Below are 26734 nucleotides of genomic sequence, written 5' to 3'. Positions count from 1 at the left end.
TTTGATTGGGGGTGACCTTCACTCAACTTTTGGCCTGGCGTGCCGTTAAAGCCTTTAACCACGCCAATAAAATCAAAAGAGTGAACCGTCATGCGCATGAGCCTGAAGGCTAAAGTCCTGTCCCTTGCCGTCCTCCCGGTGTTGCTCTTTGCGCTGGTCATCAGCCTGACCACGTTGTTCATTCTGCAGGAGCAGGCCCGCAAGGAAGTCGAGGAAACTCGCCAGCGCCTGCTCAGCGATGCCAAGGCAACGCTGCAAAGCTACGTCGCCGTGGCCATGACCACGATCAAACCGCTCTACGACGCGGCCGCCCCCGGTGATGACGCGGCGCGGGCCCAAGTGGTCAAGTTGCTGTCGAGCATCACCTACGGCAAGGACGGCTACTTCTTCGGCTACGACTCCAACACCGTGCGCCTGTTCAAGGCCAACAGCCCCGAAGGCGTGGGCCAAAGCTTCAAGGACAACCGCGATCCGAACGGCGTCTACGTCAACCGCGACCTGGTGAAAGTCGCCAAGGACGGGACCCACTACCTGCAATACAGCTCGCCGCTGCCCGGCAACACCCAGGTGCTGGTGCCCAAGCTCGGCTACACCGAATACCTGCCGAAGTGGGACATGGCGGTCGGCACCTCGGTCAACCTCGACGGCATCGAAGCCCAAGTGGCGCTGGTCGAAATCAAGGTCCAGGAGCGCATGCAAGGCGTGGTGCTGAGCATCGTCGGGATTGCCGCCGTGGTGCTATTGGTGATTGCCGCCGCCGGGATGCTGCTGGCCAACACCATCCTGCGTCCGCTGAACCTGATGAAAGCCAACCTCGATGACATCGCGGCGGGCGAGGGCGACCTGACGCGTCGCCTGACCATCACCAGCCAGGACGAACTCGGCGAACTGGCCGGCTCGTTCAACCGCTTCGTCGACAAGATCCACGGCCTGGTGCGCCAGATCACCGAAATGACTTCGCAACTGACCGGGTTGGTGAATCAGGTCTCCGATCAGGCCCAGCGCTCGGATCAGGCCATGGAGCGTCAGCGTCACGAAACCGATCAGGTCGCCACGGCGATCAACCAAATGTCCGCCGCCGCTCAAGAAGTGGCGAAGAGTGCGCAAAACGCCGCAGTGGCTGCCCAGCAGACCGACGAAGAAGGCCAGGCTGCCAAGCGAGTGGTAGCCGGCAGCATCGTGAAGATTCATGCGTTGGTGGACGATATTCGCAGCAGCGGCGTGTCTCTCGACAGTTTGCAAAAAGACGTGTCGTCGATTGTCAGCGTGCTCGGCGTGATCCGTTCGATTGCCGAGCAGACCAACCTGTTGGCACTCAACGCCGCCATCGAAGCCGCTCGTGCCGGTGAGGCCGGGCGCGGCTTTGCCGTGGTGGCCGACGAGGTTCGTGCGTTGGCCAGTCGCACGCAAATCAGCACCCAGGAAATCCAGGGCATGATCGATCGCTTGCAGGCCGGCACCCAATCGGCCGTGGAAGCGATGCGCCGTTCCAGCGAGGCCGGCGACGGCACGTCGGCTCAGGCCAACGAAGCGGGTGCATCGCTGGACACCATGGCCCAACTGATCGGCACCATCAACTCGATGAACGCGCAGATCGCCAGCGCCGCCGAAGAGCAGACCGCCGTGGCCGAAGAGATCAACCGCAGCGTGCATCAGATCGCCGTGGCGGTGGACAGCGTTGCCGACGAAACCCAGCTCGGCGCCCAGACCTCCCGCAGCCTCGCCGACCTCGGTCAACGCCTGGGCAAACTGGTGGGTCAGTTCCGCATCTGATTGCACCGGCACAGAACCTGTGGGAGCGAGCCTGCTCGCGATAGCGTCGGCACTTCCAGCATCAATGTGACTGATTCACCGCTATCGCGAGCAGGCTCGCTCCCACAGGGATTGTGGTGCTGACAGACATTACGGTTTGTCCCAGTAGGGCACTGCACCGAAGCACTCGATATAGAGTTTTTACTGTTGCTGTTCAGCGGTCCGCAACAGGGGCCCGCCTTGAATGAGCTGCCGCGCTGGCAGTTGATCGGCGGGATCAGTACCCGGCAGGGCTGACGCAAGCTCCTACACTGGTGGTACGGGTCGCATTTGCCAGACCCGGACGACCACAACCTATGGAGTCAGGCTCATGATCGACAGTGAAAGTAAATGCGACTGCCCCAAATGCTCCTGCAAACTGGGCGAACATCCGATCGCGCGCCACGGCAAGCACTATTGCTGTGAAGCCTGCGCCAAGCACCACGAACATGGCGAAGAGTGTGCCAGCAAGGGCTGCAAGTGCGCCCAACGCTGACCACTCATCCAAAAAAAGGTGGAGCCTGATTGGGCTCCACTTTCATTTCAATTTGCCGGCCGCCACTTGACGTTTTCCACGCCGAACTTCTCCGCCATCGGCTTGCTGGTTTTTTGCACCTTCTCTCGTCCGAAGCGAGGGATTCGTCCGACCCCCGCGTCGCAACTTGCCCAATGCCAGGCCTCCGCGTTATCCATCTTGTCCAAGCGGATGATGAAAGACTTGGGCGCGCCATGAAGGGTGTATTCAATGACGAAAAGTTTTGCGTTGTTCATAAAGCCCATATTCCTCCCTGTGGTAATACAAGGATCGTTGGGGATACGGAAAATTCAGTCGAATTGTCAGATGGATGCCGCCCGTAGCGACAAGCCCCGTGGCTCGTTACCATGCAATCTCTGAAACCCCCAATGATTGCTGCCCATGGCCCTTGCCGCCCCTCCAGACCTGAGTGACACCGATGTGCCCGTGCAACCGCTGGCGCGCACCTATCCGCGCGGCTTGTACATCGAGCCGCATGAGCATGTCTGGGGGCAGTTGCTGTATGCGATGAGCGGGGTGATGTGGGTCGAGACACCCCATGAAGCGCTGGTGGTGCCGCCGCAACGGGCGGTGTGGCTGCCGCCGGGTGTGCCCCACGGGATTCGCGTGGTTTCGGATTTGCAGATGCGCAATATCTACCTGCGGCCGTCATTGGCGGCGACGCTGGACGACACGGTTCAGGTGATCGAAGTCGGCGGACTGCTGCGTGAGCTGATCGTCGGGTTGGTGGAGCAGGGCGACGATGGCGCGCCCGAGTATTACGAAGCGCTGGTCGGCCTGGCGCTGCTGGAGCTAAGGCGAGCCAGGCGCTCGTTGCTGAAAATCCCCTTGCCGGATGATTCCGACCGGCGCCTGATGAACCTGTGTCAGGCGGTCATGGCCGCGCCATCGCTGGACATTGCCTTCGAGCAACACGCCGAAAACGCAGGTGCCAGCGTGCGTACCCTGGCGCGGTTGTTCAAGGACGGTCTGGGCATGGGCTTCGCCGAGTGGCGGCGCCAGGTGCAATTGGCGACGGCGGTGGCGGAGTTGATCCAGGGCGTGCCGGTCAGTGCGATTGCCCGGGAGCTGGGTTATTCACCGAGCAGCTTCAGCGACATGTTCCGACGGGAACTGGGCGTCGCGCCTTCGCAGTTTTCCGCGAGCCAGCGTCAGGATTGAAAGCGCTTTGGCCGATATTCAGAAGCACTTGGCCGATGCGCGTCGCGACCGATCTCTAGACTCCGGGCATACCTTAATTAGCCACGGAGTCCGCCATGAGCTTCCTCATCCCATTGGTCATCGGTCTGGGCGTCGGTCTGCTCTACGGCGCTCTGGATTTTCGTTCCCCCGCACCGCCGGCCATCGCGCTGGTAGGGCTGCTCGGCATGTTGGCCGGTGAGAAGTTGTGGCCAATGGGCCGGCAACTGGTCACTGGCTGGATCTCCTGAACCGTTTATTCATTCGAGGGAAACGCTCATGAAAGCACTGCAATTCGACAAGACCGGTGACCTCGCGGCCCTGCGCTACGTTGAGGTGCCTACCCCCGTCCCCGGCAGCGATGAAGTGCTGGTCCAGATCAAGGCGGCCGGCCTCAACCCCAGCGATGTAAAAAACGTGCTGGGGCGCTTTCCTTACACCACACTGCCGCGGATTCCCGGTCGTGATTTCGCCGGTGTAGTCGTTGAAGGCCCGCAGGCACTGATCGGTCAGGAAGTCTGGGGCACCGGTCGTGAATTGGGGTTTTTCGCCGATGGCTCGCACGCACAATTCGTCAAACTGCCGGCCAATGGCGTGGCACAAAAGCCGACCCATCTGAGTTTTGCCCAGGCTGCCAGCCTCGGTGTGCCGTACACCACGGCGTGGGATGCGTTGGAGCGCAGTGGGGTGACGGCCGAAACCCGGTTGCTGGTGATCGGTGGCGGGGCGGTTGGTACTGCGGCGCTGGCGCTGGCCAAGGTGCGTGGCGCTCAAGTACTGGCAGCGGCGCGGCGGCCCGAGCAGGTCAAGGATTTGCAGGCCTTGGGGTATCAGACGCTGCAACTGGATAAACCCGAGGACCTCGGCGCACAGGTGAGCGCCGTATATGCCGGCGGCGCCGATGTGATTTTCGACACCACCGGTTTCTGGCTGCCGGCCTCGGTCCCGGCGTTGGCCGCGTTCGGTCGCATCGCGATCATCGCCGCGCCGGTGGACGGGATGGTGCAATTGCCGGCCCTGGCGTTGTATCGCAAGGGCGGTTCGGTGGTGGGGATCAATTCATTGCTGTACGGCGTCCAGGCGTGTGCGGCGATGCTTGAGCAGTTCGGCACGTTCTTCGATCAGGGCTTGTTGCCGTTGCCCGAGGGCTTGTTTGAATCGTCGTTGGCCGAAGGGCTGGCGCGGTATGCCGAGGTGAGTCAGGGCAGTGGCGACAAAGTGATTTTGTTGCCGTGATTTGAAGGGCAAAAGATCGCAGCCTGCGGCAGCTCCTACATTGCATCGCGTACACCAGTAGGAGCTGCCGCAGGCTGCGATCTTTTGATTTTGCTTTATGCCTCGGGAACACCGTTCTCCCACGCCGACCAATTCTTCAAAATCTCCTGCACCAACGGATTCCCCGTCCGGTACAGGTTCTCCAGCGCCGGCACAAACCCACCTTGATCCGCATACTTGAGCAGGTTATCCACCTCACTCTGGCCCGGCGCCGGCCGGTCAAAATCAGAACCCGCGCGCACCACCGCCAAACGCTGCACATCCACCAACCCTTCTCGACTGGCCCGCAACAGCGCCTCATAGGTGGAGTTGTCTTCCTGCTGCGTCGTGCAGTACTCACCTTTGTTATCGGTCAGCAGTTGGGTCCAGACTTCGGCGCGCTCACTCAACCGCGTCCCGGAAAACCAGGTATTGCCCGCCAGCGTGTCGCACTGCGTCACCATCGGCGGCTGATTGGCCGGGGCCGACGGATACTTCATGCGCCACGCGGCCGATTCTTTGCTCTCGCTCAGCTCGACTTTGTGGCTGAGGGCAAACGCCTTGGCCTGCAACTTCGGGTTGAGTTCGAAGACTTCGGTCTTGTAATCCAGCGGCGGTTTTTCGTTCGGGCCTTTGGTGTTGATGCCGATATAACCGGTCGGCCAGTCTGTCGGCGCGTCCCGGGAATCGATCTCCCACTGGGTGCCGAACTCCACCAGATAATGCGCCCACGCGGTGGTGCCAATGGTCCCGTGTTTCGGGCTGATCCCGGCAATCCCGGCGATCAGGAAGTAACTTTTACGCAGGTCGAATTTCGACGATAACGCCAGGGCCAGCGTCGACGCCGCGGCGTTGGTCTGGCCCATGCCGGTGACCATCAGGCATACCTGCTGGCTGTTGCAGCGAATGGTCGGGTACTCGGCGGACAGCCCCGGCACCCGCACTTCCTGCTTGAGTTCCAACCGATCAATCCAGTTTTGCGCCTCGGGGGCGAACATCGTGATTAGCATCACTTTCGGCTGGATCGGCGCTTCAGTCGCCCAGGCCGTTGAAGAGAGCAGGGCGGCACAGGCCAAGGAAAGACGCGTCATTGCATGCATAAAACCTCCTGATTCAAACAAGACTTAAAACTGATAACCGACACCGGCGTAATAACCCCAGCCGTCGGAACGGGCGCGGAAGTTACCGTCGCCGAAATTCAATTCGCTGCCATCCTCCCAGTTGCCGCCGTTGTGGAAATAACGACCGACCAGGGTGAAACGTAAGTGGGTGAACGAGTACAGCAAGACGTTGGTGGCGACGGTGGCGTTGGCCGTGCGGGCCGGGTTGTCCTTGTGCAGGTCCGAGCCGAAGTCGAAGTTGGTGAACCCGATGTAGGTCAGTGACGCGCCGTTGCTGAAACTGCTGATCGGCACGATGTATTTGAGTTGGGCGCGATAGCCGTCCCATGAATACTCGTTGCTGGCGCCGTAGTTTTCCCACTGGTAGCGCCCATAGAAGTTGGCCGACAAGTTGACCCGCGAATGGGTGTCGATGTCGGTGCCCAAACCGCTGTACAGCGTATTGGCACGGTTGGCGCTTTTACTGCCGTGGTCATAGATCCAGTCAAAGGCGACGTACCATTCCTTGAACGGCCCGATGGCCAGGCTGCGGCCGGCGAGGTAGTCGATGGAGATCCGCGGTTCGTGCTCCATGAACACCGGCGAGCCGTGATCCCACACGCCTTTGTCATGGCTGTTGCCGATGTCGAAGATCTTCGGGATGTCGATGTAGCCGTACAACTCGAATGGCCCCTTGCGGCCGAAGTACTCGTATTCCAGGTAGATATCGTCGGCCGGTTGCGGGCCGAAACTGATGTCTTTGCTGCCGATGACGGTCAGGTCCTGGTTGAACCAGTCCGAGAGGTACACGCCTTTTTTCGGTGGGCTCGCTTCGGGGCTGAGGGTTTCGCCTTGGGCGGATTCTTCGGCGGGGGCGGGTTGCGCCAAAACGGTGCTGCTGAGTAGTCCTGTAACGCTGGCCAGCAGCAAGGAAACAGCAAAAGTGCGCGAGCAAGTCACGCGGCTGGACGTGCGGTGCATTAAAAGTCCCTTTTCGTGCGGATCGAAGGCCCGGTTCTGCGGGCTTGCGCAGTTATGTTGCGAAAACGCTTGTATCAGCGACTCGCAAACGTTTGCACAAGGCATACCAGTTTTGCTCAAGGTACGGAAAAGGCTAGGGAATTGAGGGTTTAACTGTCCTTTCGGTCAATGATTCGCGGGACCTCAGGGGAGACGACGTTGATGTAGACTCTTCGGCACTGACTTCACGAGGTGTGTCCCCCCATGAGCGAGCCGATTCGTCTGACCCAATACAGCCACGGCGCAGGATGCGGCTGCAAAATCTCCCCGCAGGTGCTGGAGGTGATTCTGGCCGGCAGCGGGGCGCAGAACCTTGACCCGAAACTCTGGGTCGGCAACGCCTCGCGCGATGACGCGGCGGTGTACGCCATCGATGAAGAACGCGGCGTGGTGTCGACTACCGACTTCTTTATGCCGATCGTCGACGACCCGTTCGATTTCGGTCGCATCGCCGCCACCAATGCCATCAGCGACATCTACGCCATGGGCGGCGATCCGTTGATGGCGATTGCGATCCTCGGCTGGCCGGTCAACGTACTGGCGCCGGAAATTGCCCGGGAAGTGATTCGCGGCGGGCGTTCGGTCTGCGATGAAGCCGGAATTCCGTTGGCCGGTGGGCATTCCATCGACGCGCCGGAACCGATCTTCGGCCTCGCCGTGACCGGTCTGGTGGAAAAACGCCACATGAAGCGCAATGACACCGCCACCGCCGGTTGCCTGCTCTACCTCACCAAACCGCTGGGCATCGGCATCCTCACCACCGCCGAAAAGAAGGGCAAATTGCGCCATGCCGACATCGGCCTGGCCCGCGACTGGATGTGCACCCTGAACAAACCCGGCAGCCGCTTCGGCAAACTCGAGTGCGTCACGGCGATGACCGACGTCACCGGTTTTGGCCTGCTGGGGCATTTGGTGGAAATGGCCGACGGCAGCAACGTGACCGCTCGCATCGAGTACGACCGTGTGCCGCGTCTGCCGGGTGTCGAGTATTATCTCGACCAAGGTTGCGTGCCGGGCGGGACGCTGCGCAACTTCGACAGCTACGCCAGCAAGCTTGGGCGTCTTCAGGAAATGCACAAACGCGTGCTCTGCGATCCGCAGACCAGCGGTGGCCTGCTGGTTGCGGTCACCCCCGAAGGCAACGAACACTTCCTCAAAGTAGCCGCCGAGCTGGGCCTGGCCCTTGAGCCGATCGGTGAACTGATCGAGCGACAGACGAACGCGGTTGAGGTGTTTTGATGTCCATCGAATTCACCGATTACCGCGACATTTTCCTCAACGACCGACCGATGATGGATGCCCGTGCGCCGGTCGAATTTCTCAAGGGCTCATTCCCCGGCGTGATCAACCTGCCGCTGATGAATGACCATGAGCGGCAACGGGTCGGCACTTGTTACAAGCAACACGGCCAGCAAGCGGCCATTACGCTGGGGCACCAGTTGGTGTCCGGCGAGATAAAAGCCGAGCGTATCCAGGCCTGGGCCGATTTTGCCCGGGCTCATCCTGATGGGTATTTGTATTGTTTTCGCGGCGGTTTGCGTTCACAGATCGTCCAGCAATGGCTCAAGGACGAGGCGGGCATCGACTATCCGCGAGTGGGTGGCGGCTACAAGGCGATGCGCAGCTTCTTGCTCGACACGCTCGATCAGGCGGTTGCCCAGTGTGATTTCGTCTTGCTGGGCGGCATGACCGGCACCGGTAAAACCGAAGTGCTCACGCAGTTGCGCAACGGCCTGGACCTTGAAGGTCACGCCCATCACCGCGGCTCCAGTTTCGGTAAACGCGCCACCGGCCAACCCTCCAACATCGATTTTGAAAACCGTCTGGCAGTGGACGTGCTGAAGAAGCGAGCCCACGGTATCGAGCAGTTTGTGCTGGAAGACGAGAGCCGCGCGATCGGGAGTTGTGCGCTGCCGTTGCCGCTGTTTCAGGGCATGCAACAGTTTCCGATGGTCTGGCTGGAAGACAGCCTGGAAGGGCGGGTCGAACGGATCCTGCGCGATTACGTGGTGGACTTGTGTGCCGAGTTCATCGGCGTGCATGGCGATGAAGGCTTCGCGCTGTTTTCCGAGCGCTTGCTGGAGAGCCTGAACAATGTGCAGAAACGTCTGGGCGGTGAACGCCATCGGCGGATGTTGATGTTGATGGAAGACGCGCTGGCGGAGCAGGCGAGTAGCGGGGCGGTGGACTTGCACCGGGGCTGGATCGAAGGGTTGCTCCGCGAGTATTACGACCCGATGTATGCGTTTCAGCGGGAGAAGAAAGGGGCTCGCATTGAATTCGCCGGGGAGCGGGCTGCAGTGCTCGAATACCTGCGAGAGCGTGTTATCCAGTGAGGGTTATGTAGTTTTTGCCGGCCCCATCGCGAGCAGGCTCGCTCCCACACTGGATCTCGGTGATACACAAAATCTGAGTTCACTGAAAATCTAATGTGGGAGTGAGCCTGCTCGCGATGGGGGCCTGACAGGCGCCAAATCTCTTAAAGCTTACGTCGGACAGGTCTGCGGACCGTTATTCAGGCCTTGCTTGTAGCTGTGACTCACCACACTGGCCTTGCCGTTGTGCCAGGTCAGGGTGAGCACGAACAGCGAATCGTAATCACTGGATTCCCAGTCATCGGCGATGGTCTGTTTCTTGCCGACGGCTTCTCCAGCGACCTTGTTGATCAGTTCGGGCAGGTAGCCGTGGGACCAGGCGGTGTAGATGACCGAGTTGTGATACTTGTCCTGAAGCAACTCATCCGCGAGGTCGCTGGTGTCGTTGGCCGAGAAGTTGATGTTCACCGGCAAACCGAGCTTGATCGCGCTGGGGCTGATGGTTATCAGAGGACGGATGTAACTGTAGGAATTGTCCTGTTCGCCTTCCTCGACATTGCGCGTCGGGTTGGCGGCAAACACGTAGTTGGCCTTGCCGAATTTTTCCGGCAGCAAGGTGGCCAGGTCGATGGCGCGGTTCAGGCCCTGGCAGTTGAGCTGGCCGAGGCCCCCCTCTGGTTTTTCTGCGTGACGCAGGAACACCAGCGTCTGAGTGCCGTTTGCCGGTTGGGCGCGGCTTTCGCGGGAGTCCAGCACCAGAAACAACGCGCCGGCCGCCAGCAGGGCGGGCAGTAACAGATAAGCGCGATGTTTGAAGCGGTTGGCGAATTTCAGAGGGTTCTTCATGGAATTAGGGGTTCTTCAGCGCATTCGATTAAGGCTGACAAACCTTTACACCGCGAAGTTCCTGCGTCGGGTGTTTTCCATGTCATTGAGTCGGTCCGTTTCAAAGGGGCAGTGCTCAGAGTCCTCTGATACCCGTTTGGTTCGATTCCGGCAAGTGCGCAGCAATGTACCGGTAACCTTGAACAGGTTGGAGCTTAGGTTATCGACAGGATGTTGCGAATTTGTGGACACGTTACACGTAGTAGAGCAGACGCAGGCTGCAATCTTTTGATCATGTTCATCAGCGATATCAATAACGCCAAAAGGTCGCCGTTCTTCGGCCGCTGACATTATGATCGTCACTCTCAATTTTCTCGTGGATCCTTTCCCATGACCGATCTGTCCGCGTTCCCGATTACCCAAAAATGGCCGGCTCAATACCCCGAGTGGATCCAGCTTTACTCCTTGCCGACACCCAACGGCGTCAAGGTGTCGATCATGCTCGAAGAGATCGGACTGCCCTACGAACCGCATCGTGTGGGCTTCGACACCAACGATCAGATGTCCCCCGAATTTCTTTCGCTGAACCCCAACAACAAGATCCCGGCAATCCTCGACCCCCACGGTCCGGGGGACCAACCCCTGGCGCTGTTCGAGTCCGGGGCGATTCTGATTTACCTGGCCGACAAGAGCGGGCAACTGCTGGCCCAGGAATCGGCAGCGCGATACGAGACCCTTCAATGGCTGATGTTTCAGATGGGCGGCATCGGGCCGATGTTCGGCCAGGTCGGTTTTTTCAACAGATTTGCCGGCAAGGACTACGAGGACAAACGTCCCCGCGACCGCTACGTCGATGAAAGCAAACGCCTGCTTAATGTGCTCAATAACCGCCTGGAAGGGCGCGACTGGATCATGGGCGAGCGCTACACCATTGCGGACATCGCGACCTTCCCCTGGGTGCGCAACCTGATCGGCTTCTATGAGGCTGGCGAGCTGGTGGGCATCGAGAACTTCCCGAACGTCACGCGGGTGCTGGAGCGCTTTCTGGCGCGGCCGGCGGTGATGCGCGGGCTGGAAATCCCCAAGCCAAACGCTTCGATTTGATCAAGAAACCAAGGAAGGCCATGCACTCATTCGATTTCAAGCAAGTAGATGTCTTCAGCCATGTTGCGCTCAAGGGCAATCCGTTGGCGGTGGTGTTAGGCGCCGATGAGCTCAGCGATGAGCGCATGGCGGCGTTCGCCAGCTGGACCAACCTCAGCGAAACCACATTCATACTCGAACCGCGCGATTCTCGCGCCGATTATCGCGTGCGGATCTTCACCACCCTGAACGAATTGCCGTTCGCCGGTCATCCGACACTGGGCACCTGCCATGCGTGGCTGGAGGCCGGTGGCGTGCCCAAGGGCGAAGAGATCATTCAGGAGTGCGGCGTGGGGCTGGTGCGGGTTCGTCGACAAGGGACAGAGTTGGCCTTTCTCGCACCGCCATTGCTCAGGACCGGGCCGGTGGAGGCGGATGTGGTGGAACGGGTGCGGCGGGGGCTCGGGCTGGAATCAGGGGCGATCGTGCGCACTCAGTGGGTCGACAACGGTGCCGGATGGCTGGCGGTGATGGTCGAGAATCGCCAGCAGGTGCTGGACCTGCAACCGGATCATTCGCAAATGCTTGGCCTGGCCGTCGGTGTCATCGCGCCATGGCATCCCGAGCGTGATGGCGATGGCGCACAGTTCGAAGTGCGGGCGTTCATCTCCGGGGATGGCATGCCGGAAGACCCCGCCACCGGCAGCCTGAACGCCGGGATTGCCCAATGGTTGCTCAGCGAAGGACTGGCGCCGGCGTCCTATGTGGTCAGCCAGGGCCTGACCATGGGCCGCGCCGGACGCATTCAGGTCGAGCAAGTGGGCGACGAAATCTGGATCGGCGGCGCGGTGGTGACCTGCATCAGCGGAACCTTGACGCTGTAAGAGGCAAGGCTCATATCTCAGTGATTATTGCCGAACCGGTAAGGGTTTTTCCTCACCTGAAGTTTGTGCCCTGCAAGGTCCAGGGCATAAGCTTCGCCCCCTACGACTTTCGTCTCGTCCTCCCGTTTTTCAGGAACCCCTCATGTCCAGTCCGTTCCCCGAAGCACGTCCACGCCGTCTGCGCCGCAATGCGAGCCTGCGCAGCCTGTTCCAGGAAACCGAGTTCAGCTTGAACGATCTGGTGTTGCCGATTTTCGTCGAGGAAGAGATCGACGACTTCGTACCGATCAAAAGCATGCCCGGTGTGATGCGTATTCCGGAGTCGAAACTGGCGGGTGAGATCGAGCGTTATGCCCGGGCCGGGATCAAGTCGGTGATGACGTTCGGCGTGTCGCACCATTTGGACGGCAACGGCAGCGACACCTGGAGCGACAACGGCCTGGTGTCGCGCATGTCGCGCATCGCCAAGGACGCCGTGCCGGACATGATTGTGATGTCCGACACCTGCTTCTGTGAGTACACCGACCACGGCCATTGTGGCGTGCTGCACAACCATGAGGTCGACAACGATCAGACCCTGATCAATCTCGGCAAACAAGCCGTGGCCGCCGCTCGTGCCGGTGCTGACGTGATCGCCCCGTCGGCCGCCATGGACGGGCAGGTTCAGGCGATTCGCCGGGCGCTCGATGAAGCGGGTTTCAACCAGACCGCGATCATGGCCTATTCGACCAAATTTGCCTCGGCGCTCTACGGTCCGTTCCGTGAAGCCGGCGGCAGCGCGCTCAAGGGCGACCGCAAAAGCTACCAGATGAACCCGATGAACCGCCGCGAGGCCGTGCGCGAATCACTGATGGACGAGCAGGAAGGCGCCGACGCGCTGATGGTCAAACCGGCCGGCGCGTACCTGGACATCATCCGCGACATCCGTGAAGCCTCGCGTTTGCCGCTGTCGGCGTATCAGGTGAGCGGCGAGTACGCGATGATCAAATTCGCCGCCCAGGCCGGGGCGATAGATGAAGATCGCGTGGTGCGGGAAACCCTAGGGTCGATCAAACGGGCCGGCGCGGATCTGATCTTCACTTACTTTGCGATGGACCTCGCCCTGGCCGGGATCTAAGTATCACTGCAGATTAAATGTGGGAGCGGGCTTGCTCGCGAAAGCGGTGTGTCAGTCGACACTTGAATTAACTGACACACCGCCTTCGCGAGCAAGCCCGCTCCCACATTTGGACTGTGTTGAGTCAGTTCGCGCCGAAAAACGGTCTGATCCCGTGATCCTGGAAGTACCGCTCGATCACTTTGGGATCGGCAGAGTTGTCGGCAATCGCCACATAGGTATCCGGCCGCAACAGGTAAAACCCGTTACGCCCCAGGCCAGCCGCTTCAAACGCCGGCCGCCAGTCAAAAACATGCAACGGCAAATGATGTTCGTTGCACCAGGCGATCATTTCGTCGCTGGTGTCGCCATACACATGCACCTGCCAGGTCGGACACTTCAGTGATTCGAAATTGTCCCCCTCACCATCGTGAGCCCAAGGCAGGCGGTCGCCACCGTGAACATGACCGGCAACGCCCGTGCTCAACGGCATCCCGCGATAGTTCAAGGTGATCTGCGACACCGTGCGAAACAGGAATTCACGGGACGCCTCAAACGATGCCATTTTCGGAATCACGAACGGCGCCAGGCGCGTGCGCAGCACATCGGCAATGCGCCCCTCGGCCGTGACGAAACTGAACACCCGATCGGTGGTGGCGACCAGTTTGCGGGCAAACGCGATGCGCTCGGTTTCGTAAGTGTCGAGGAGTTTGGCCTCAGCGCCGCCGCTCAACACCGCCGCGAGTTTCCAGGCGAGGTTGATGGCATCGCCAATGCCGGTGTTCATGCCCTGGCCACCGGCGGGGCTGTGGACGTGGGCGGCGTCACCCAATAGAAACGCGCGCCCGGTGCTGAAATGATCCGCCACCCGATGATGCACGCGGTAGGTCGAGAACCAGTTCAGTTGCTCGATCTTTACTTTCATATGTTCGATGGCCCGGCTGCTGACGTCTTCAAATTGCAGGGTTTCGGCTTGCTCGGCGCGCTCGTCGCGTACGGTGCCGATCAGGCGGGCGCGACCTTCACCGGCCAAGGGAAACACCGCGAGAAAATCCGCTTCATCGAGATCCACGTGTAGTTCGCCGTTGAACGTCGGGCCGCTGGCTTGCACGTCGGCGACGTAGAAAATCTGCTGGTAGGTGCCGCCGGGAAATCCGGTGTCCAGGGTCTTGCGCACGATCGACCGGGCACCGTCACAACCTGCCAGATAGCAAGCCTGGCAGGTTTCCTCCTGACCATCGGCCAAGCGCAAATAGGCGGTGATGCCGTCACCGGTTTCCACGAAACTCTCCAGCGCCGTGTTGCGCTCCACCTTGATGCCAAAGGTTTCGAGGCGGTCTATCAGCAGCCGTTCGTGTTCGTCCTGAGGAAAGATTTCGAGGAACGCATAAGGTGTCAGGCCTTCGCCGATGCGGCTCAACGGCAAGCGCGCCACGGGTTCGCCCTTGACCCAGAAGTTCGCCGCGGCCACTCGATGACCGTTCTGCACCACCGCATTGCTGAGGTCGAGCTGGCGATACAGCTCCAGCGTCCGCGCCTGCACGGCCAGTGCCCGCGACGTGGTTCCGGGTGCCGACGTCTTGTCGATGATGCGTACTTGCACGCCAAGCTTGCTCAGCCACAGCGCCAACACCAGCCCGGTCGGGCCGGCGCCGATGATCAGAACGTCGCTACGGTTCATGAGACTGTCCTCCTCGGTGTGTGGCTCAAGTATGGTTCAGCCGCGACAGACGGGCAGGATGTCTGCCAAACGGAAAAAGGCCCCGCGCTGCTATGGGGAACAGTGGGGGGCGGCGAGAGTCATAGCCTGCGCCATGCCATTGATCGTATGGTTACCCCGGCTCAACGGATTTGATGGAGCAACATGCAAGCCAATCGATTGATGATGAGCGTCGCCGCGCTGCTGGTGCTGGCGGGTTGCGGCACTCAGCGCACGCAAGAGCTCCCGGCGCGCAAGCCTGCCGAGGTCAAGGCCGAGATCGTGCGTCTGCTGCCGGCCAAAACCACCGATCGCCAAGGCTGGGCCACGGACATTTACGCAGCATTTGCTGCCCAGAACATTTATCCATCCACCCAAAACCTGTGCTCGGTACTGGCGGTCACCGAGCAGGAATCGACCTTTCAGGTGGACCCACCGGTACCGGGCCTGGGCAAAATCGCCCGCGAGGAAATCGACCGCCGAGCCGACAAAGCCCACATTCCCGGCCTGCTGGTGAGCGGTGCGCTGCAGGTGAGTTCATCCAATGGAAAAAGCTACAGCGACCGACTCAATGCCGCGCGCAGCGAAAAAGAACTCAGCGCGATCTTCGATGACTTCATCGGCATGGTGCCCATGGGCCGGACGCTGTTCGCTGGGTTCAACCCGGTGCACACCGGTGGGCCAATGCAGGTCAGCATCGATTTCGCCGAGCAACAGGCGAAGGCGTATCCGTACCCGTACCCGGTGGACGGCTCGATCCGTCATGAAGTGTTCAGTCGTCGCGGTGGCATGTACTTCGGTATCGCCCACTTGCTCGGTTATCCGGTGAGCTACAAACAATCGCTGTATCGCTTTGCCGATTTCAATGCCGGTTGGTACGCCAGTCGCAATGCCGCGTTTCAGAACGCGGTGAGTCGCGCGTCGGGCATACCGCTGGCGCTGGATGGTGACCTGGTCCGCTACGATTCGATCATGCCGGGCACCACGGAATTGGCGGTGCGCACCCTTGGCAAGCAACTGGGTATGCGCAATCCGACCCTTCGGGACCAATTGGAGGAGGGCAAAAACTTCGCGTTCGAGGACACCCAGCTCTATGCACGGGTTTTCGCCCTGGCCGAAAAGGCGGAAGGTCGGCCATTACCGCGTGCGGTGTTGCCGGGGATTGCGCTGCAAAGCCCGAAAATCACCCGAAAACTCACCACGGCGTGGTTTGCCAAGCGGGTCGATGAGCGTTATCAGCGTTGCATGGCGCGGGCCGGCAAGTGACCGAGCGCAAAAAACAGGCGTAAAAAAACCCGGCTGATGAGGCCGGGTTTTTCATTGAGTACTGCGGTAAAACCATTCGGTGGACATCGACGGCAATGATAGGAAGGACGAGGCACCCCACGCGAGCATGATGGTTCAGTTCAACGACTCAGGTGCGACGGCGAACAAACTTGCGCCACAACCAGACCCACAGCATGAACAGCGGGAAGGCCAGAATCAGGAAGGGCAGCGCGTAGCTGACTTTTTCCAGCGCATCGGCGGCGCCATCGGCCAGGTTGTCCAGCAAATTGCTGAACGCTTGGCTCAGGTGCGACGAGCGACTGCTGGCGCCGGTCGGCAGGAACGACAGCGTGACCCGATTGGTGTCCAGTCGGCGCTGGTGCCCGGCGGCGATCTGGGCCAGGGCTTGCAGGTCGTTTTCGATCCCGGCCTGTTCCTTGCTCAAGGTGATCAGGTCCGTGACGCTGATGTCTTTGCGGGTCGCCAACTCATCCAGACGTTGCTGCTGAGCCTTGAGCCGCTCTTGACGCCGACGAGTGTCGTCCACAGCATCGGCCAGGTCTTCGGCGCTGGTGATCCGCTGACCCAGTTCCCCACCCTCGGCCGCCATCGTGACCAGCGGCTCGACGCCAGCGGGGGCAATGCGCAAGGTGATCTCGGCGCGGCCGGCGCCTTGCTCGATACGCAGAACGTTACAGGCCCCGAAGCGGGCGGTTTCGCAGGCCTCGCGTGTGGCCTGCAAGCGCGGCCCGATTTGCGCCTGGGGCAGTAACAGTTGCAGTTCGTGCTCATAGGCGAGCATGGCGCCACCGCGCCCTTGTTCACCGGCTAGACTGGCCGAAGACGAGTGTTCGCTCGGCGAGCAGCCACTCAAGGCCAAACCAGCCAGAAGCAACCCATAGAGACGAAGAAACGGGGCGAGACCGCCATCCTGTTGGCGCATGTTCTTTCCTTGAAGTGTGCAGTAGGGCTTGAACCGCGACGGGTAGTCATGAGTGCGGCCCGGGAGGCGTATCTTACCTGTATCGCCCGGCCCAATGGCAGGGAGCGTGCCTCGTGCCCAATCGTCTGCTGACGCTATTTTCGTTTCGCCAGGAGCGCGCGATATGTACCAGCTATACGGACACCAGAACTCCGGCGCTGCCGCGATAGAAGCGGCACTGGAGCTTTGCGAAATTCCTTACCGCTTCATCGACGTTGAAGCCTCTCCCGAGGCGACCCACGCGCTGGAGAAGCTCAATCCGCTCAAGCAGATTCCGACACTGCAATTGCCCGATGGCAGCGTTCTCACCGAGAGCGCGGCGATTCTGATTCACCTGGGGCTCACGTTTCCCAAAGCAAATCTGCTGCCGAAAAACACCGCCGCGCGGGATCAGGCCATTCGCGGCCTGGTGTACATCGTCAGCAATTGCTATTCGGCCATTGGCATCATCGACTACCCCGAGCGCTGGTTGGCCGAGGCGGATGAATCGTCCAGGCAAAACCTCATGGCCGGCGCCCGCGCGCGACTTCACAGGAGTTGGGAGGTGTTTGCCGATCAGTTTTCGGGCGATTTGTATCTGGGCGATGAGACGCCGGGGGCGCTGGATGTGCTGGCGGCGGTGGTTTCCAGATGGGCGGGTAGCCGGGAGCATTTACGCAGTGCAAGGCCCGGGTTTTTCGCGTGGCTTACGCGCATCGACCGGCACCCGACATTGGCACCGGTCTTCGCGCGGCATTGGCCGGACTGATCTATTCGCCGCGGATGTACTGCTCCAACTGGCGAATCAGCTCAGCCTGTTCGGCGATGGCCTCCTTGACCAGGTCGCCGATCGATAGCAAACCAATTAGCTGGCCGTTTTCCACCACCGGCAAGTGGCGCAGGCGTTTGTCGGACATGATGCCCATGCAGGTTTCGACGGTTTGATGGGTGTCCACGGTGATCACCGGCGACACCATGATGTCTTCGACCGGTGTACCGACAGAGGAGCGGCCCTTGAGCACAAGTTTGCGCGCATAGTCACGCTCGCTGATGATGCCGACGACCTCGCCATTCTTCACGACCGGCAATGCACCGACGTTTTTGGCGGCCATGACCATCAGCGCTTCCAGCACCATTTGATGCGGCGCAATGGTGTGGACCTCATGATTCTGTTCAGCCTTTAACTTCAGCAGTTGGGCGACGGTTTTCATGGCAGTTTCTCAGGTGTTGTCGTTGTCCTTGAAGAATCGTAGACACGGGCGCTGAGGGCAAGGCAGAAAGCGGCAGATAACGCGCAAAAAACGCCATTCAGCGGTTTTTCTTCCGAATATCTCCGTACCAGGTCGATAAACACCTGCAATCTGGCAGCGACTTCAAGAGCCACCCCTCACCCCAACCCTCTCCCCACGGGGGAGAGGGGGAAAGGGAGCTGATCTTTATGGTTTTCGAGCCTGAGTTCGACTCTATTTCCTCGGTCGCAGAACGTCTAAAAATCAACTCGGTCAGTCCCCTCTACCCCGTGGGGAGAGGGTTAGGGTGAGGGGTGTTTCCAAAGGCTGCCAAATCCATAAGGCACCACGCTCTCCATCCCGATCCCGCGTAGAATCTCCCTCTGAATCAGATTCGAGGTTGCAGTGGTGGATTTACAGCGGGGCTTCGTCCTGACCCGGCATTGGCGCGATACCCCGGCCGGTACGGAAGTCGAGTTCTGGCTGGCGACCGACACCGGTCCCCAGCGGATCCGTCTGCCTCATCAACCGTCGGTGGCGTTCATCCCCGCCGCCCAGCGCGAGCAGGCCGAAGCGCTGCTGCGCGGCGAAAAGAACGTCGAGCTGCGGCCGTTGGCGTTGCTGGATTTCGAGCACCGCCCGGTGCTCGGTCTGTATTGCCAGCAGCACGGTCAGTTGATTCGCCTGGAAACCGCGCTGCGCAAGGCCGGCGTCGACATGTTCGAAGCCGATGTGCGCCCGCCGGAACGCTACATGATGGAGCGTTTCATCACCGCGCCGGTCCGGTTCAGTGGCACGCCGAACGCCGAGGGCCTGCTGCTCGATGCGCAGATGAAACCCGACCCCGACTATCGCCCGAACCTCAGGCTGGTCTCCCTGGACATCGAAACCACCGCTCAGGGCGAGCTGTATTCCATCGCCCTGGAAGGCTGCGGCGAGCGCCAGGTCTACATGCTCGGCCCGCCCAATGGCGACGACAGCGAAGTGGATTTCCAGCTCGAATACTGCGATTCCCGAACCCTGCTGCTGAAAAGACTCAACGAGTGGTTCGCCCGTCATGACCCCGACGCGATCATCGGCTGGAACGTCGTGCAATTCGACCTGCGCGTGCTCCACGAACACGCCCGGCGCCTGGCGGTACCGCTGAAACTGGGGCGTGGCGGCGAGGAAATGCAGTGGCGTGAACACGGGAGCCGCAACCATTACTTCGCCTCGGCCGCCGGCCGGCTGATCATCGACGGCATCGAATCCCTGCGTTCGGCGACCTGGAGTTTCCCCTCGTTCAGCCTGGAAAACGTCGCGCAAACCCTGCTTGGTGAGGGCAAGTCGATCGACAATCCGTACCAGCGCATGGACGAAATCAACCGCATGTTCGCCGAGGACAAACCGGCCCTGGCCAAGTACAACCTCAAGGACTGCGAGCTGGTGACGCGGATTTTCGCCAAGACCGAGCTGCTGACCTTTCTGCTGGAACGGGCCAGCGTCACCGGTTTGCCGGCGGATCGCAGCGGCGGTTCGGTGGCGGCGTTCACGCACCTTTATATGCCGCTGATGCATCGCCAGGGTTTCGTTGCGCCGAACCTTGGGAACAAGCCTGCGCAGGCCAGCCCCGGCGGTTTTGTCATGGACTCGCAACCGGGGCTGTACGAATCGGTGCTGGTGCTCGACTACAAAAGCCTCTATCCATCGATCATCCGGACCTTCCTCATCGACCCGGTGGGCTTGATCGAGGGACTTAAACATCCCGATGACAGCGAGTCCGTACCAGGCTTTCGCGGTGCGCGTTTTTCCAGAACCCGGCATTGCCTGCCGGCCATCGTCGCCCGGGTCGCCGAAGGTCGCGAAACCGCCAAGCGCGAACACAACGCGCCGTTGTCCCAGGCCCTGAAAATCATCATGAACGCTTTTTACGGCGTGCTCGGTTCCAGCGGTTGCCGTTTCTTCGACACACGCCTGGCGTCGTCCATCACCCTACGCGGTCACGAGATCATGCTGCGTACGCGACAGCTGATCGAAGCCCAGGGCCACACGGTGATTTACGGCGACACCGACTCGACCTTCGTCTGGCTGCGCCGTGCGCACGGCCAGGAGGAGGCCGCGAAAATTGGCCACGCGCTGGTGGATCACGTCAACCAGTGGTGGCGCGAGCATGTGCAGCAGGAATACGGTCTGGAAAGTGCCTTGGAGTTGCAGTTCGAGACCCACTACAAGCGCTTTCTGATGCCGACCATTCGCGGCGCCGAGGAGGGCAGCAAGAAGCGCTATGCCGGGCTTGTGACCCGCGCTGATGGCACCGACGAAATGGTCTACAAAGGCCTGGAAACCGTGCGCACCGACTGGTCGCCACTGGCCCGGCAATTCCAGCAGGAGTTGTACTTGCGCATCTTCAATCGCAAACCCTATCAGGATTATGTGCGCGACTATGTGCGCAAGACCTTGGCGGGGGAGTTCGACGATCGCCTGATCTACCGCAAGCGCCTGCGCCGCACCCTTGATGACTATCAGCGCAATGTGCCGCCGCATGTGCGTGCCGCGCGAATGGCCGATGATTACAACGACCAGCAGGGCCGTCCGCGGCAATACCAGAACGGTGGCTGGATCAGTTACGTGATCACCGTCGCCGGGCCCGAACCGCTGGAAATCCGCAGCGCGCCCATCGACTACGACCACTACGTCACCCGGCAACTGCAACCGGTGGCGGACGCCATTCTGCCCTTCGTGGACGACGACTTTTCAACCTTGATTGGTGGGCAATTGGGCCTGTTTTGAATCCAGCAGCAACAATGTCCAGTCATCCAGGATGCCGTGGAAATACTGGTCAAGTGCTCGATGAAAGTCGCTGTTAGCGCCAGCAACCTGGGCGAACAGCGTCATGGAAGAGTGAAACTTGAGATTGTCAGGGTGACCGAAGATGGCCGTAATTGAGCTGTTTTCGATGTTCAGCACCAATTGCGTGCAGGTGCGCAACCGTGAGCCCAGTAGCGGATGATTGAGGTACGCCGAGGCTTCCTCTTTGGAACGAATGGCAAAGTGGCGGGACATCTCGCTGCCGCCCAATCCTGAGAATTGCGGAAAGATGAACCACATCCAGTGACTGCGCTTGTGACCGGCGTTCAGCTCGGCCTGGACCCGTTTGAACACCGGGTCCTGTGCCTGGATAAAGCGTTGCAGATTAAAGGAATCGTCCTGATCAGTGCTTCTCATGCCGAAGCCCTCTGACAGACTGCGATGGCTCAGACCATGGCCAACCGCTGTTTGCGTTGTGGCGCGCGAAACGCCTGGTCCAGCGCCTCCAGATCCCCAGCCTCCAGTTGCAATTGCGCGGCTTGCGCGTTGAGTTGCACGTGCTCGGGTCGGACCGCTTTGGGGATGGCGATCACGCCTTCCTTACGCAGCATCCATGCCAGTGCTACCTGGGCCGGCGTCACACGGTGACGGGCGGCTATTTGTTTGAGCGTTGCATGGTTCAGCATAGGCCCACCCTGACCGATCGGACAGTAGGCCATGACCGGCATTTGATGCTGGCGGCTCCAGGGCAGCAGATCAAACTCGATGCCGCGTTCTTCCAGGTTGTAGAGCACCTGATTGGTGGCACAGGCCGGTGAGGCCAGTTCTTCCAGGTCGTCGACATCGAAATTGGAGACGCCCCAGCGACCGATCTTGCCTTCTTCGCGCAGACGTTCGAAGGCTTCGACCGTTTCTTCGAGGGGATACTGGCCGCGCCAGTGCAGCAGGTAGAGATCGATGTAATCGGTATCGAGCCGCCGCAGACTGCGTTCGCACGCCTGGGGGATGCCTTTGCGGCTGGCGTTGTGCGGGTACACCTTGCTGACCAGAAACACTTCGTCACGCCTGCCGGCGATGGCTTCACCGACCACTTCCTCCGCGCCGCCCTCGCCGTACATTTCAGCGGTGTCGATGAGGGTCATGCCCAATTCGATGCCTTGGCGCAATGCAGCCACTTCCTGGGTGTGCCGGGAACGGTCTTCTCCCATGCGCCAGGTGCCTTGGCCGATGACCGGTACATTGACGCCGGCCAGTTCGAGGGTCCGCATTCAAATCTCCTTTCTGAATTTCGATCGATACTTCAGTGGGCAGCAGAATAGCCCGGTGGTTCCGTCGAGCACCAGAAAGGAGGTCACAGCAAATGCGTCTGTGTCGCAGGTTTATTTGACAGAAAACTTCATTACAGTGCTCTGGGCATAGGTCTTGCCCGGGTCCAGGCGCGTGGACGGAAAGGTCGGCTGATTCGGCGAATCCGGATAGTGCTGGGTCTCCAGCGTGAACGCGCCCCAGTGCGGATAGACCTTGCCGGCCTTGCCCTTGACCGAACCGTCGAGGAAGTTGCTGGTGTAGAACTGCACACCGGGCTCGCTGGTGTAGAGCTGCAAGCGACGACCGGATTGCGGATCGCTGACCTCGGCGGCGAGTTGATCCACATCACCCATGGCGTTCAGCACCCAGTTGAAATCGAAGCCGCCCTGTTTCGGTTCGGCAAATTTCAACTGTGGGTGATCGGCTTTGATGTTCTTGCCAATGGCGGTCGGTTGGGTGAAGTCCATCGGTGTGCCGGCCACCGGGGCCAGTTCGCCGGTCGGGATCAATTTGCCGGTAACCGGCGTGTAATGGCTGGCATGCAGGGTGGCGAGCTGTTTCAGCACATCGCCGTTACCGGCGCCGGCCAGGTTGAAATAGCTGTGATTGGTCAGATTCAACACCGTGGCTTTATCGGTGGAAGCCTTGTAGTCAATGCGCAGCTCGTTGTGCTCGTTGAGGCTGTAGGTGACCTCGGTTTTCAGGTTGCCGGGGAAGCCCATTTCACCGTCCGCCGACAGGTACGTCAGGGTCACGCCGACCGAATCCTTGCCATTGCTCGGTTGGGCTTTCCAGACGTCTTTGTCAAAACCCTTGGGGCCGCCGTGCAGCGAATTGGAACCGTCGTTGAGCGGTACCTGATAGCGCTTGCCGTCCAGTTCGAAAGCACCGTTGGCCAGGCGATTGCCGAAGCGCCCGATGGTCGCACCGAAGTACGCGGTGCCGCTCTGGTAGCCCTGCACGTTATCGAAACCGAGCACCACATCGTCGAACTTGCCGTTTTTGTCCGGCACTTTCAGCGACTGCAGAATGCCGCCGTAGGTAATGACCGTGGCGGTCAGGCCATGGCTGTTGCGCAAGATGTATTGCTCGACGGGCGTGCCGTCATTGGTTTTGCCGAAGGACTTGTGTTCGCTGGACAGGCCGGCGGCCTGGGCGGAGAGGGTGGCGATCATCAGGGACAGTCCAAGGACGCAGAGTGGGTGTCGGGATTGAAGCATGGTTGACCTTCCTTTTTGTTGTTTTTGACGAAGTAGTCATACTAATGATCGCGTTTCAATGCGATCAAGGAAGGATTTATAGCTTACGTATGAGCTGTTGCAATTATAAAGTATGACTAATGTGGTGGTCCTCTTAACGGATGCCAACGCTTATGGACCGTCGGCACTGCACTTTTCAAGGATTCACGGCTCTATCCTTGGCCAGCCTGCGGCGAATCCCCACCGCCGGCCCATGCCCAAGTTCAATAACCCATGGCTCGAGTTTTACCTCTCACCACCACACCCATCCGCCGCCGTTGCCTGCTGTTGGCCTGCTTGTCGATGCTCGCAACCTCCGGGTGCAGCCAGCAGCAGGGCAGCGACATCGTCAGCCAGTTCCGCGAAGGCAAACCCCAGGAATTCCTCCAGACCAGCGTCGACCGCATAGCGACCCTGGCGATGCGCGACAACCTCGACAGCCTCTACCTGCTGATGAGCAAGCTCTACCTGCGCAACCCGGACGAGCTGAAAAAGTCCGGCTTCCTCGACGCCCGCACCGCTGGCAAGCAAGTGCGCATGGCCATCGAACAGCAACAACCGCTGCCGACCCTGGGTGGCAAAAAGGACCTGGCAGCGTTGAGTTATGCCATGAGCCCGGAGTTTCTCGGCGACCGGGTCGGTGCCTTCATCTACGCCATCGGCAGCATGCTCGTCACCGCCCACGGCAATCGGCTCGAGTTCTACATGACGGATGTGATCAACCCGACGTTCGTCAGCAACGCCGCCCGCAATATCGAGAAAGCCACCTGGATACTCAGCCAGCGGCAAAGCAAGAACGGCGAGCCATTGTTGTTTTCCAACGAAATTTCGGAGGAGGGCAGCAACCTGAGTTTTGCCGTGGAGTTCGGCAAGATCGTCGCGCGGCTGGACCTGCTGACGCAGATGCTGGACGAACGCTACCGACGGATCGGCTTGAACTACGCGCAGAGTTTGCTGTTTTTGAATTTCTTGCCAGTGCAGTAAGCGAAGAAGTGCATAAAGATAGATCGCATCGATATATGTGGTTATAAGAAAAATCGCTATGCTGCGAGCCAGATTTTTCATGCGTTTTTTGTGGGCGTGTTAATGGAATTCGGTAATTTCGGTTTAGTCGTGGCAGGTCTGGTGGTCGGCTTTATTGTCGGGATGACCGGGGTCGGTGGCGGTTCGTTGATGACCCCCATTCTGTTGTGGTTCGGCGTCAATCCGGCCACCGCAGTGGGGACGGATTTGCTGTACGCGGCGATTACCAAGTCCAGTGGCGTGCTGGTTCATCGAAAGAACAAGAACATCGACTGGGCCATTACCGGTTGGCTGACCCTCGGCAGTGTGCCAGCGGTGGCGCTGACGTTGTGGTTTCTGAGCACCTTGCAAACGTCGCCCGAGGCGATGAACGCGGTCATCAAGCAGGCCTTGGGCTTTGTCCTGTTTGCCACGGCGTTGGCGATTTTCTTCAAGAAACGCCTGCTCGATTTCGCCCACAAACGCGCGGGCGGTCATTACAACCCCAGCGGCAACCGCTTGAATGCGCTGACCGTGATTACCGGCCTGGTCCTCGGCACCATGGTTGCCCTGACGTCCATCGGCGCTGGCGCCCTGGGCACCGTCGCGTTGTTCATTCTCTATCCGCTGCTGCCGACCCGCCGCCTGGTGGGCACGGAAATCGCGCACGCCGTACCGCTGACCCTGGTGGCCGGCCTCGGCCATGCGAGCATGGGCAACATGGATTGGCACGTGCTGGGTTACTTGCTGATCGGTTCGCTGCCGGGGATTTACCTGGGCAGCCACCTCACTGGCCGTATCTCCGATGAAGTGCTGCGGCCTTGCCTGGCCACGATGCTGGTGCTGATCGGGTACAAACTGGCCTTTTAATCGGGTAGAGGTTCCAGAAACAAACCCGCTTGGCAGGCGCCCTTAGGCCCGGGTCAGAATCTCCAGCAGATGCCCGTCCGGGTCATCGAAATAAACCCGCCGGCCACCGCCGTAATCGTTGATCTCGTTTGGTCGTTGTTTGCCGGGGTCGGCCCACCAGGGTTGCTGTCGGGCTTGCAGGCGCGCGAAGGCCGCATCGAAATCCTCGTCACCGATCAAAAACGCGTAGTGCTGAGAGACTATCGGCGGGTCATTGTCGTAGAAGTCCAGCGACACACCGTTGTCGAACTTGACGATCAGCATCGGGCCAAAGGGTTCTGGGTCGGGCAGACCGAGGATGTCTGCCAGATAGTTGGCTGATGTCTGCTTGTCGCGACACCAGACGATGGTGTGGTTCAACTGAGCGCTCATGCACAGGTCCTCACGGCGGATCAGGGCTTGGTTGTTGAGCTATGAGATTAGCTCAGCCTGTTGCGCAATGACCGCCCTGACCTAAGCTTGGGGCAAGGCGAGACATAATTGCGTGCGTCACCCGGAACGAACGCCGCGATGCGCAATCATTAGAGCGTGGATATCAAAAGGAGATGCGCATGCTCATCAGGTCATTGACCCTGGCTACCCTGCTGGCATTCGCCGGCCCCTTGTTCGCTGCCGATGACGGCTCACCGCTGGATATGGACAAGGGCAGGTCCCGGCCGTTGATTGTCATCGCTCCAAGTACGGTCGATCCCACGTGGGTCAGCCTGAAAAAGTCGCTGGATGAGCCGGCCAACCGCAAGGGGTTCACCGAGCGAAACATGGTCCTGTACACCGTGCTCAATTTGATGGGCCAGCGCGAGGGCAAAGACCTGGGGCCACAAGACACGGCGGCATTGATCCGCTCGCTCAAGTTGGGGGCCGGCGCGAAGAGCAAAGTCATCCTGGTGGGCAAGGACGGCGAAAAGAAACTTGAGAGTTCGGGGGATGAATCAAAATCGGTCGACTTGAAGAAAATTTTCGACACGATCGACGCCTTGCCAGCGACTGAGAAAGAAGCCGCAGCGATGACGGTCGCGACGCCTGTTGAAGCGGCTGAACCGGTCAATGGCGCAAAGGGCGCCAAGGGCGCAAAACCAGGCAAGTCGGCGAAACCTGCCAAGCCGCCTGAAATGCCGGATGATTAAACGCAGACTTTTGTAGCAACAATGAAAAATGGGCGACCTCAAGAGGTCGCCCATTTTTTTGCTCGGCAATCGCTAAAAAAAGGGTGTTCCAGGGTGAGATGTACTGGCTTCTATTGGTCTCGGAAGTTT

The 26734-nt window shown here is 60.0% G+C and carries 27 protein-coding genes and 2 pseudogenes; 18 read left to right on the top strand and 11 right to left on the bottom strand.

Going from position 1 to position 26734, the window contains the following annotated elements; translation table 11 throughout:
* Nucleotides 1-90 precede the first annotated feature (90 nt).
* The 4 genes and pseudogenes from ACYZTZ_RS18745 to ACYZTZ_RS18730 form a co-directional block, all read left to right on the top strand.
* A pseudogene (locus ACYZTZ_RS18745) lies at nt 91-867 on the top strand (cache domain-containing protein); the annotation flags it as partial.
* 84 nt (nt 868-951) lie between these two features.
* Complete coding sequence (locus tag ACYZTZ_RS18740) at nt 952-1773, top strand: methyl-accepting chemotaxis protein (RefSeq protein ID WP_371922184.1); 822 nt, start codon at nt 952-954, stop codon at nt 1771-1773.
* A 138-nt stretch (nt 1774-1911) separates the two neighbouring features.
* Nucleotides 1912-2028 (top strand): annotated as a pseudogene (locus ACYZTZ_RS18735) (DMT family transporter); the annotation flags it as partial.
* A 94-nt stretch (nt 2029-2122) separates the two neighbouring features.
* Entirely contained in the window at nt 2123-2287 is a 165-nt protein-coding gene (locus tag ACYZTZ_RS18730; RefSeq protein WP_056740143.1) for a metallothionein, read from the top strand.
* Between the two features lie 47 nt (nt 2288-2334).
* Here the strand turns inward: ACYZTZ_RS18730 and ACYZTZ_RS18725 are convergent, their stop codons facing one another.
* Nucleotides 2335-2562 carry a DUF6555 family protein gene (locus tag ACYZTZ_RS18725; protein WP_008152143.1) on the bottom strand — a complete coding sequence of 76 codons (228 nt, stop codon included), beginning with the start codon at nt 2560-2562 and terminating at the stop codon, nt 2335-2337.
* Nucleotides 2563-2707: 145 nt separating this feature from the next.
* Here ACYZTZ_RS18725 and ACYZTZ_RS18720 point away from each other — a divergent pair, with 145 nt between their 5' ends.
* The 3 genes from ACYZTZ_RS18720 (at nt 2708) to ACYZTZ_RS18710 (ending at nt 4741) form a co-directional block, all read left to right on the top strand.
* On the top strand, nt 2708-3487 hold the full coding sequence (locus ACYZTZ_RS18720; protein WP_134099418.1) for an AraC family transcriptional regulator: 780 nt from the start codon (nt 2708-2710) through the stop codon (nt 3485-3487).
* Between the two features lie 95 nt (nt 3488-3582).
* Entirely contained in the window at nt 3583-3756 is a 174-nt protein-coding gene (locus tag ACYZTZ_RS18715; protein WP_461999307.1) for a DUF1427 family protein, read from the top strand.
* A 28-nt stretch (nt 3757-3784) separates the two neighbouring features.
* The gene (locus tag ACYZTZ_RS18710) at nt 3785-4741 is read left to right on the top strand and encodes a quinone oxidoreductase family protein (protein ID WP_461999306.1); all 957 of its coding nucleotides are present in this window, start codon (nt 3785-3787) and stop codon (nt 4739-4741) included.
* A 95-nt stretch (nt 4742-4836) separates the two neighbouring features.
* On the opposite strand, the gene ACYZTZ_RS18705 is transcribed toward ACYZTZ_RS18710, so the two are convergent.
* Together ACYZTZ_RS18705 and ACYZTZ_RS18700 are read right to left on the bottom strand one after the other, a co-directional pair.
* Nucleotides 4837-5859 (bottom strand): purine-nucleoside phosphorylase, encoded by a 1023-nt coding sequence (locus ACYZTZ_RS18705; protein ID WP_461999305.1) that lies wholly within the window; start codon nt 5857-5859, stop codon nt 4837-4839.
* Nucleotides 5860-5883: 24 nt separating this feature from the next.
* Nucleotides 5884-6840 (bottom strand): nucleoside-specific channel-forming protein Tsx, encoded by a 957-nt coding sequence (locus tag ACYZTZ_RS18700; RefSeq protein WP_461999304.1) that lies wholly within the window; start codon nt 6838-6840, stop codon nt 5884-5886.
* 243 nt (nt 6841-7083) lie between these two features.
* Here ACYZTZ_RS18700 and selD point away from each other — a divergent pair, with 243 nt between their 5' ends.
* The gene (gene selD, locus ACYZTZ_RS18695; RefSeq protein ID WP_056740154.1) at nt 7084-8118 is read left to right on the top strand and encodes a selenide, water dikinase SelD; all 1035 of its coding nucleotides are present in this window, start codon (nt 7084-7086) and stop codon (nt 8116-8118) included.
* Nucleotides 8118-9215 (top strand): tRNA 2-selenouridine(34) synthase MnmH, encoded by a 1098-nt coding sequence (gene mnmH / locus ACYZTZ_RS18690; protein WP_461999303.1) that lies wholly within the window; start codon nt 8118-8120, stop codon nt 9213-9215. The genes selD and mnmH overlap by 1 nt, the downstream gene beginning before the upstream one ends.
* Before the next feature lie 150 nt (nt 9216-9365).
* On the opposite strand, the gene ACYZTZ_RS18685 is transcribed toward mnmH, so the two are convergent.
* Nucleotides 9366-10040, bottom strand: a complete 675-nt coding sequence (locus ACYZTZ_RS18685) for a histidine phosphatase family protein (RefSeq protein WP_461999302.1) — start codon at nt 10038-10040, stop codon at nt 9366-9368.
* Between the two features lie 369 nt (nt 10041-10409).
* Here ACYZTZ_RS18685 and ACYZTZ_RS18680 point away from each other — a divergent pair, with 369 nt between their 5' ends.
* The 3 genes from ACYZTZ_RS18680 (at nt 10410) to hemB (ending at nt 13103) form a co-directional block, all read left to right on the top strand.
* Nucleotides 10410-11123 carry a glutathione S-transferase family protein gene (locus ACYZTZ_RS18680; protein ID WP_461999301.1) on the top strand — a complete coding sequence of 238 codons (714 nt, stop codon included), beginning with the start codon at nt 10410-10412 and terminating at the stop codon, nt 11121-11123.
* Between the two features lie 20 nt (nt 11124-11143).
* On the top strand, nt 11144-11986 hold the full coding sequence (locus tag ACYZTZ_RS18675; protein ID WP_461999300.1) for a PhzF family phenazine biosynthesis protein: 843 nt from the start codon (nt 11144-11146) through the stop codon (nt 11984-11986).
* Between the two features lie 142 nt (nt 11987-12128).
* A complete protein-coding gene (gene hemB / locus ACYZTZ_RS18670) occupies nt 12129-13103 on the top strand; it encodes a porphobilinogen synthase (protein WP_461999299.1) in 975 nt (324 codons plus the stop codon).
* A 124-nt stretch (nt 13104-13227) separates the two neighbouring features.
* Here hemB and ACYZTZ_RS18665 read toward each other — a convergent pair whose 3' ends face one another.
* A complete protein-coding gene (locus ACYZTZ_RS18665) occupies nt 13228-14763 on the bottom strand; it encodes an FAD-dependent oxidoreductase (RefSeq protein ID WP_461999298.1) in 1536 nt (511 codons plus the stop codon).
* Between the two features lie 183 nt (nt 14764-14946).
* Here ACYZTZ_RS18665 and ACYZTZ_RS18660 point away from each other — a divergent pair, with 183 nt between their 5' ends.
* Complete coding sequence (locus ACYZTZ_RS18660; RefSeq protein ID WP_461999297.1) at nt 14947-16047, top strand: DUF1615 domain-containing protein; 1101 nt, start codon at nt 14947-14949, stop codon at nt 16045-16047.
* Nucleotides 16048-16195: 148 nt separating this feature from the next.
* Here the strand turns inward: ACYZTZ_RS18660 and ACYZTZ_RS18655 are convergent, their stop codons facing one another.
* The gene (locus tag ACYZTZ_RS18655) at nt 16196-16990 is read right to left on the bottom strand and encodes a DUF4349 domain-containing protein (RefSeq protein ID WP_461999296.1); all 795 of its coding nucleotides are present in this window, start codon (nt 16988-16990) and stop codon (nt 16196-16198) included.
* Between the two features lie 163 nt (nt 16991-17153).
* Between ACYZTZ_RS18655 and ACYZTZ_RS18650 the strand changes: the two genes are divergently transcribed.
* Nucleotides 17154-17777, top strand: a complete 624-nt coding sequence (locus ACYZTZ_RS18650) for a glutathione S-transferase (protein WP_461999295.1) — start codon at nt 17154-17156, stop codon at nt 17775-17777.
* A 1-nt stretch (nt 17778) separates the two neighbouring features.
* Here ACYZTZ_RS18650 and ACYZTZ_RS18645 read toward each other — a convergent pair whose 3' ends face one another.
* Complete coding sequence (locus ACYZTZ_RS18645) at nt 17779-18219, bottom strand: CBS domain-containing protein (RefSeq protein WP_046056085.1); 441 nt, start codon at nt 18217-18219, stop codon at nt 17779-17781.
* A 426-nt stretch (nt 18220-18645) separates the two neighbouring features.
* Here ACYZTZ_RS18645 and ACYZTZ_RS18640 point away from each other — a divergent pair, with 426 nt between their 5' ends.
* Nucleotides 18646-21006 carry a DNA polymerase II gene (locus ACYZTZ_RS18640; RefSeq protein WP_461999294.1) on the top strand — a complete coding sequence of 787 codons (2361 nt, stop codon included), beginning with the start codon at nt 18646-18648 and terminating at the stop codon, nt 21004-21006.
* Here the strand turns inward: ACYZTZ_RS18640 and ACYZTZ_RS18635 are convergent.
* From ACYZTZ_RS18635 to ACYZTZ_RS18625, 3 genes are all read right to left on the bottom strand, one after another.
* Nucleotides 20971-21441 carry a DUF1810 domain-containing protein gene (locus ACYZTZ_RS18635; RefSeq protein ID WP_461999293.1) on the bottom strand — a complete coding sequence of 157 codons (471 nt, stop codon included), beginning with the start codon at nt 21439-21441 and terminating at the stop codon, nt 20971-20973. The genes ACYZTZ_RS18640 and ACYZTZ_RS18635 overlap by 36 nt on opposite strands.
* A gap of 29 nt (nt 21442-21470) precedes the next feature.
* Nucleotides 21471-22292: an aldo/keto reductase gene (locus ACYZTZ_RS18630; RefSeq protein ID WP_461999292.1), complete on the bottom strand. Its 822-nt coding sequence runs from the start codon at nt 22290-22292 to the stop codon at nt 21471-21473.
* 111 nt (nt 22293-22403) lie between these two features.
* A complete protein-coding gene (locus ACYZTZ_RS18625; protein ID WP_461999291.1) occupies nt 22404-23552 on the bottom strand; it encodes an aldose epimerase family protein in 1149 nt (382 codons plus the stop codon).
* A gap of 252 nt (nt 23553-23804) precedes the next feature.
* On the opposite strand from ACYZTZ_RS18625, the gene ACYZTZ_RS18620 reads away from it, so the two are divergent.
* Both ACYZTZ_RS18620 and ACYZTZ_RS18615 read left to right on the top strand, forming a co-directional pair.
* Nucleotides 23805-24554: a hypothetical protein gene (locus ACYZTZ_RS18620; RefSeq protein ID WP_461999290.1), complete on the top strand. Its 750-nt coding sequence runs from the start codon at nt 23805-23807 to the stop codon at nt 24552-24554.
* A 102-nt stretch (nt 24555-24656) separates the two neighbouring features.
* Nucleotides 24657-25442, top strand: a complete 786-nt coding sequence (locus ACYZTZ_RS18615) for a sulfite exporter TauE/SafE family protein (protein WP_046047606.1) — start codon at nt 24657-24659, stop codon at nt 25440-25442.
* A 42-nt stretch (nt 25443-25484) separates the two neighbouring features.
* Here ACYZTZ_RS18615 and ACYZTZ_RS18610 read toward each other — a convergent pair whose 3' ends face one another.
* Nucleotides 25485-25853, bottom strand: coding sequence for a VOC family protein (locus ACYZTZ_RS18610; RefSeq protein ID WP_461999289.1), 369 nt, complete (start codon nt 25851-25853; stop codon nt 25485-25487).
* A 179-nt stretch (nt 25854-26032) separates the two neighbouring features.
* On the opposite strand from ACYZTZ_RS18610, the gene ACYZTZ_RS18605 reads away from it, so the two are divergent.
* Complete coding sequence (locus tag ACYZTZ_RS18605; RefSeq protein WP_461999288.1) at nt 26033-26605, top strand: DUF4174 domain-containing protein; 573 nt, start codon at nt 26033-26035, stop codon at nt 26603-26605.
* Nucleotides 26606-26734: the final 129 nt, after the last annotated feature.

This window comes from Pseudomonas sp. LB3P58 (genome assembly GCF_054897895.1).
The sequence above is the reverse complement of the archived record's forward strand: the minus strand, read 5'-3'. Positions and strand labels throughout refer to the sequence as shown.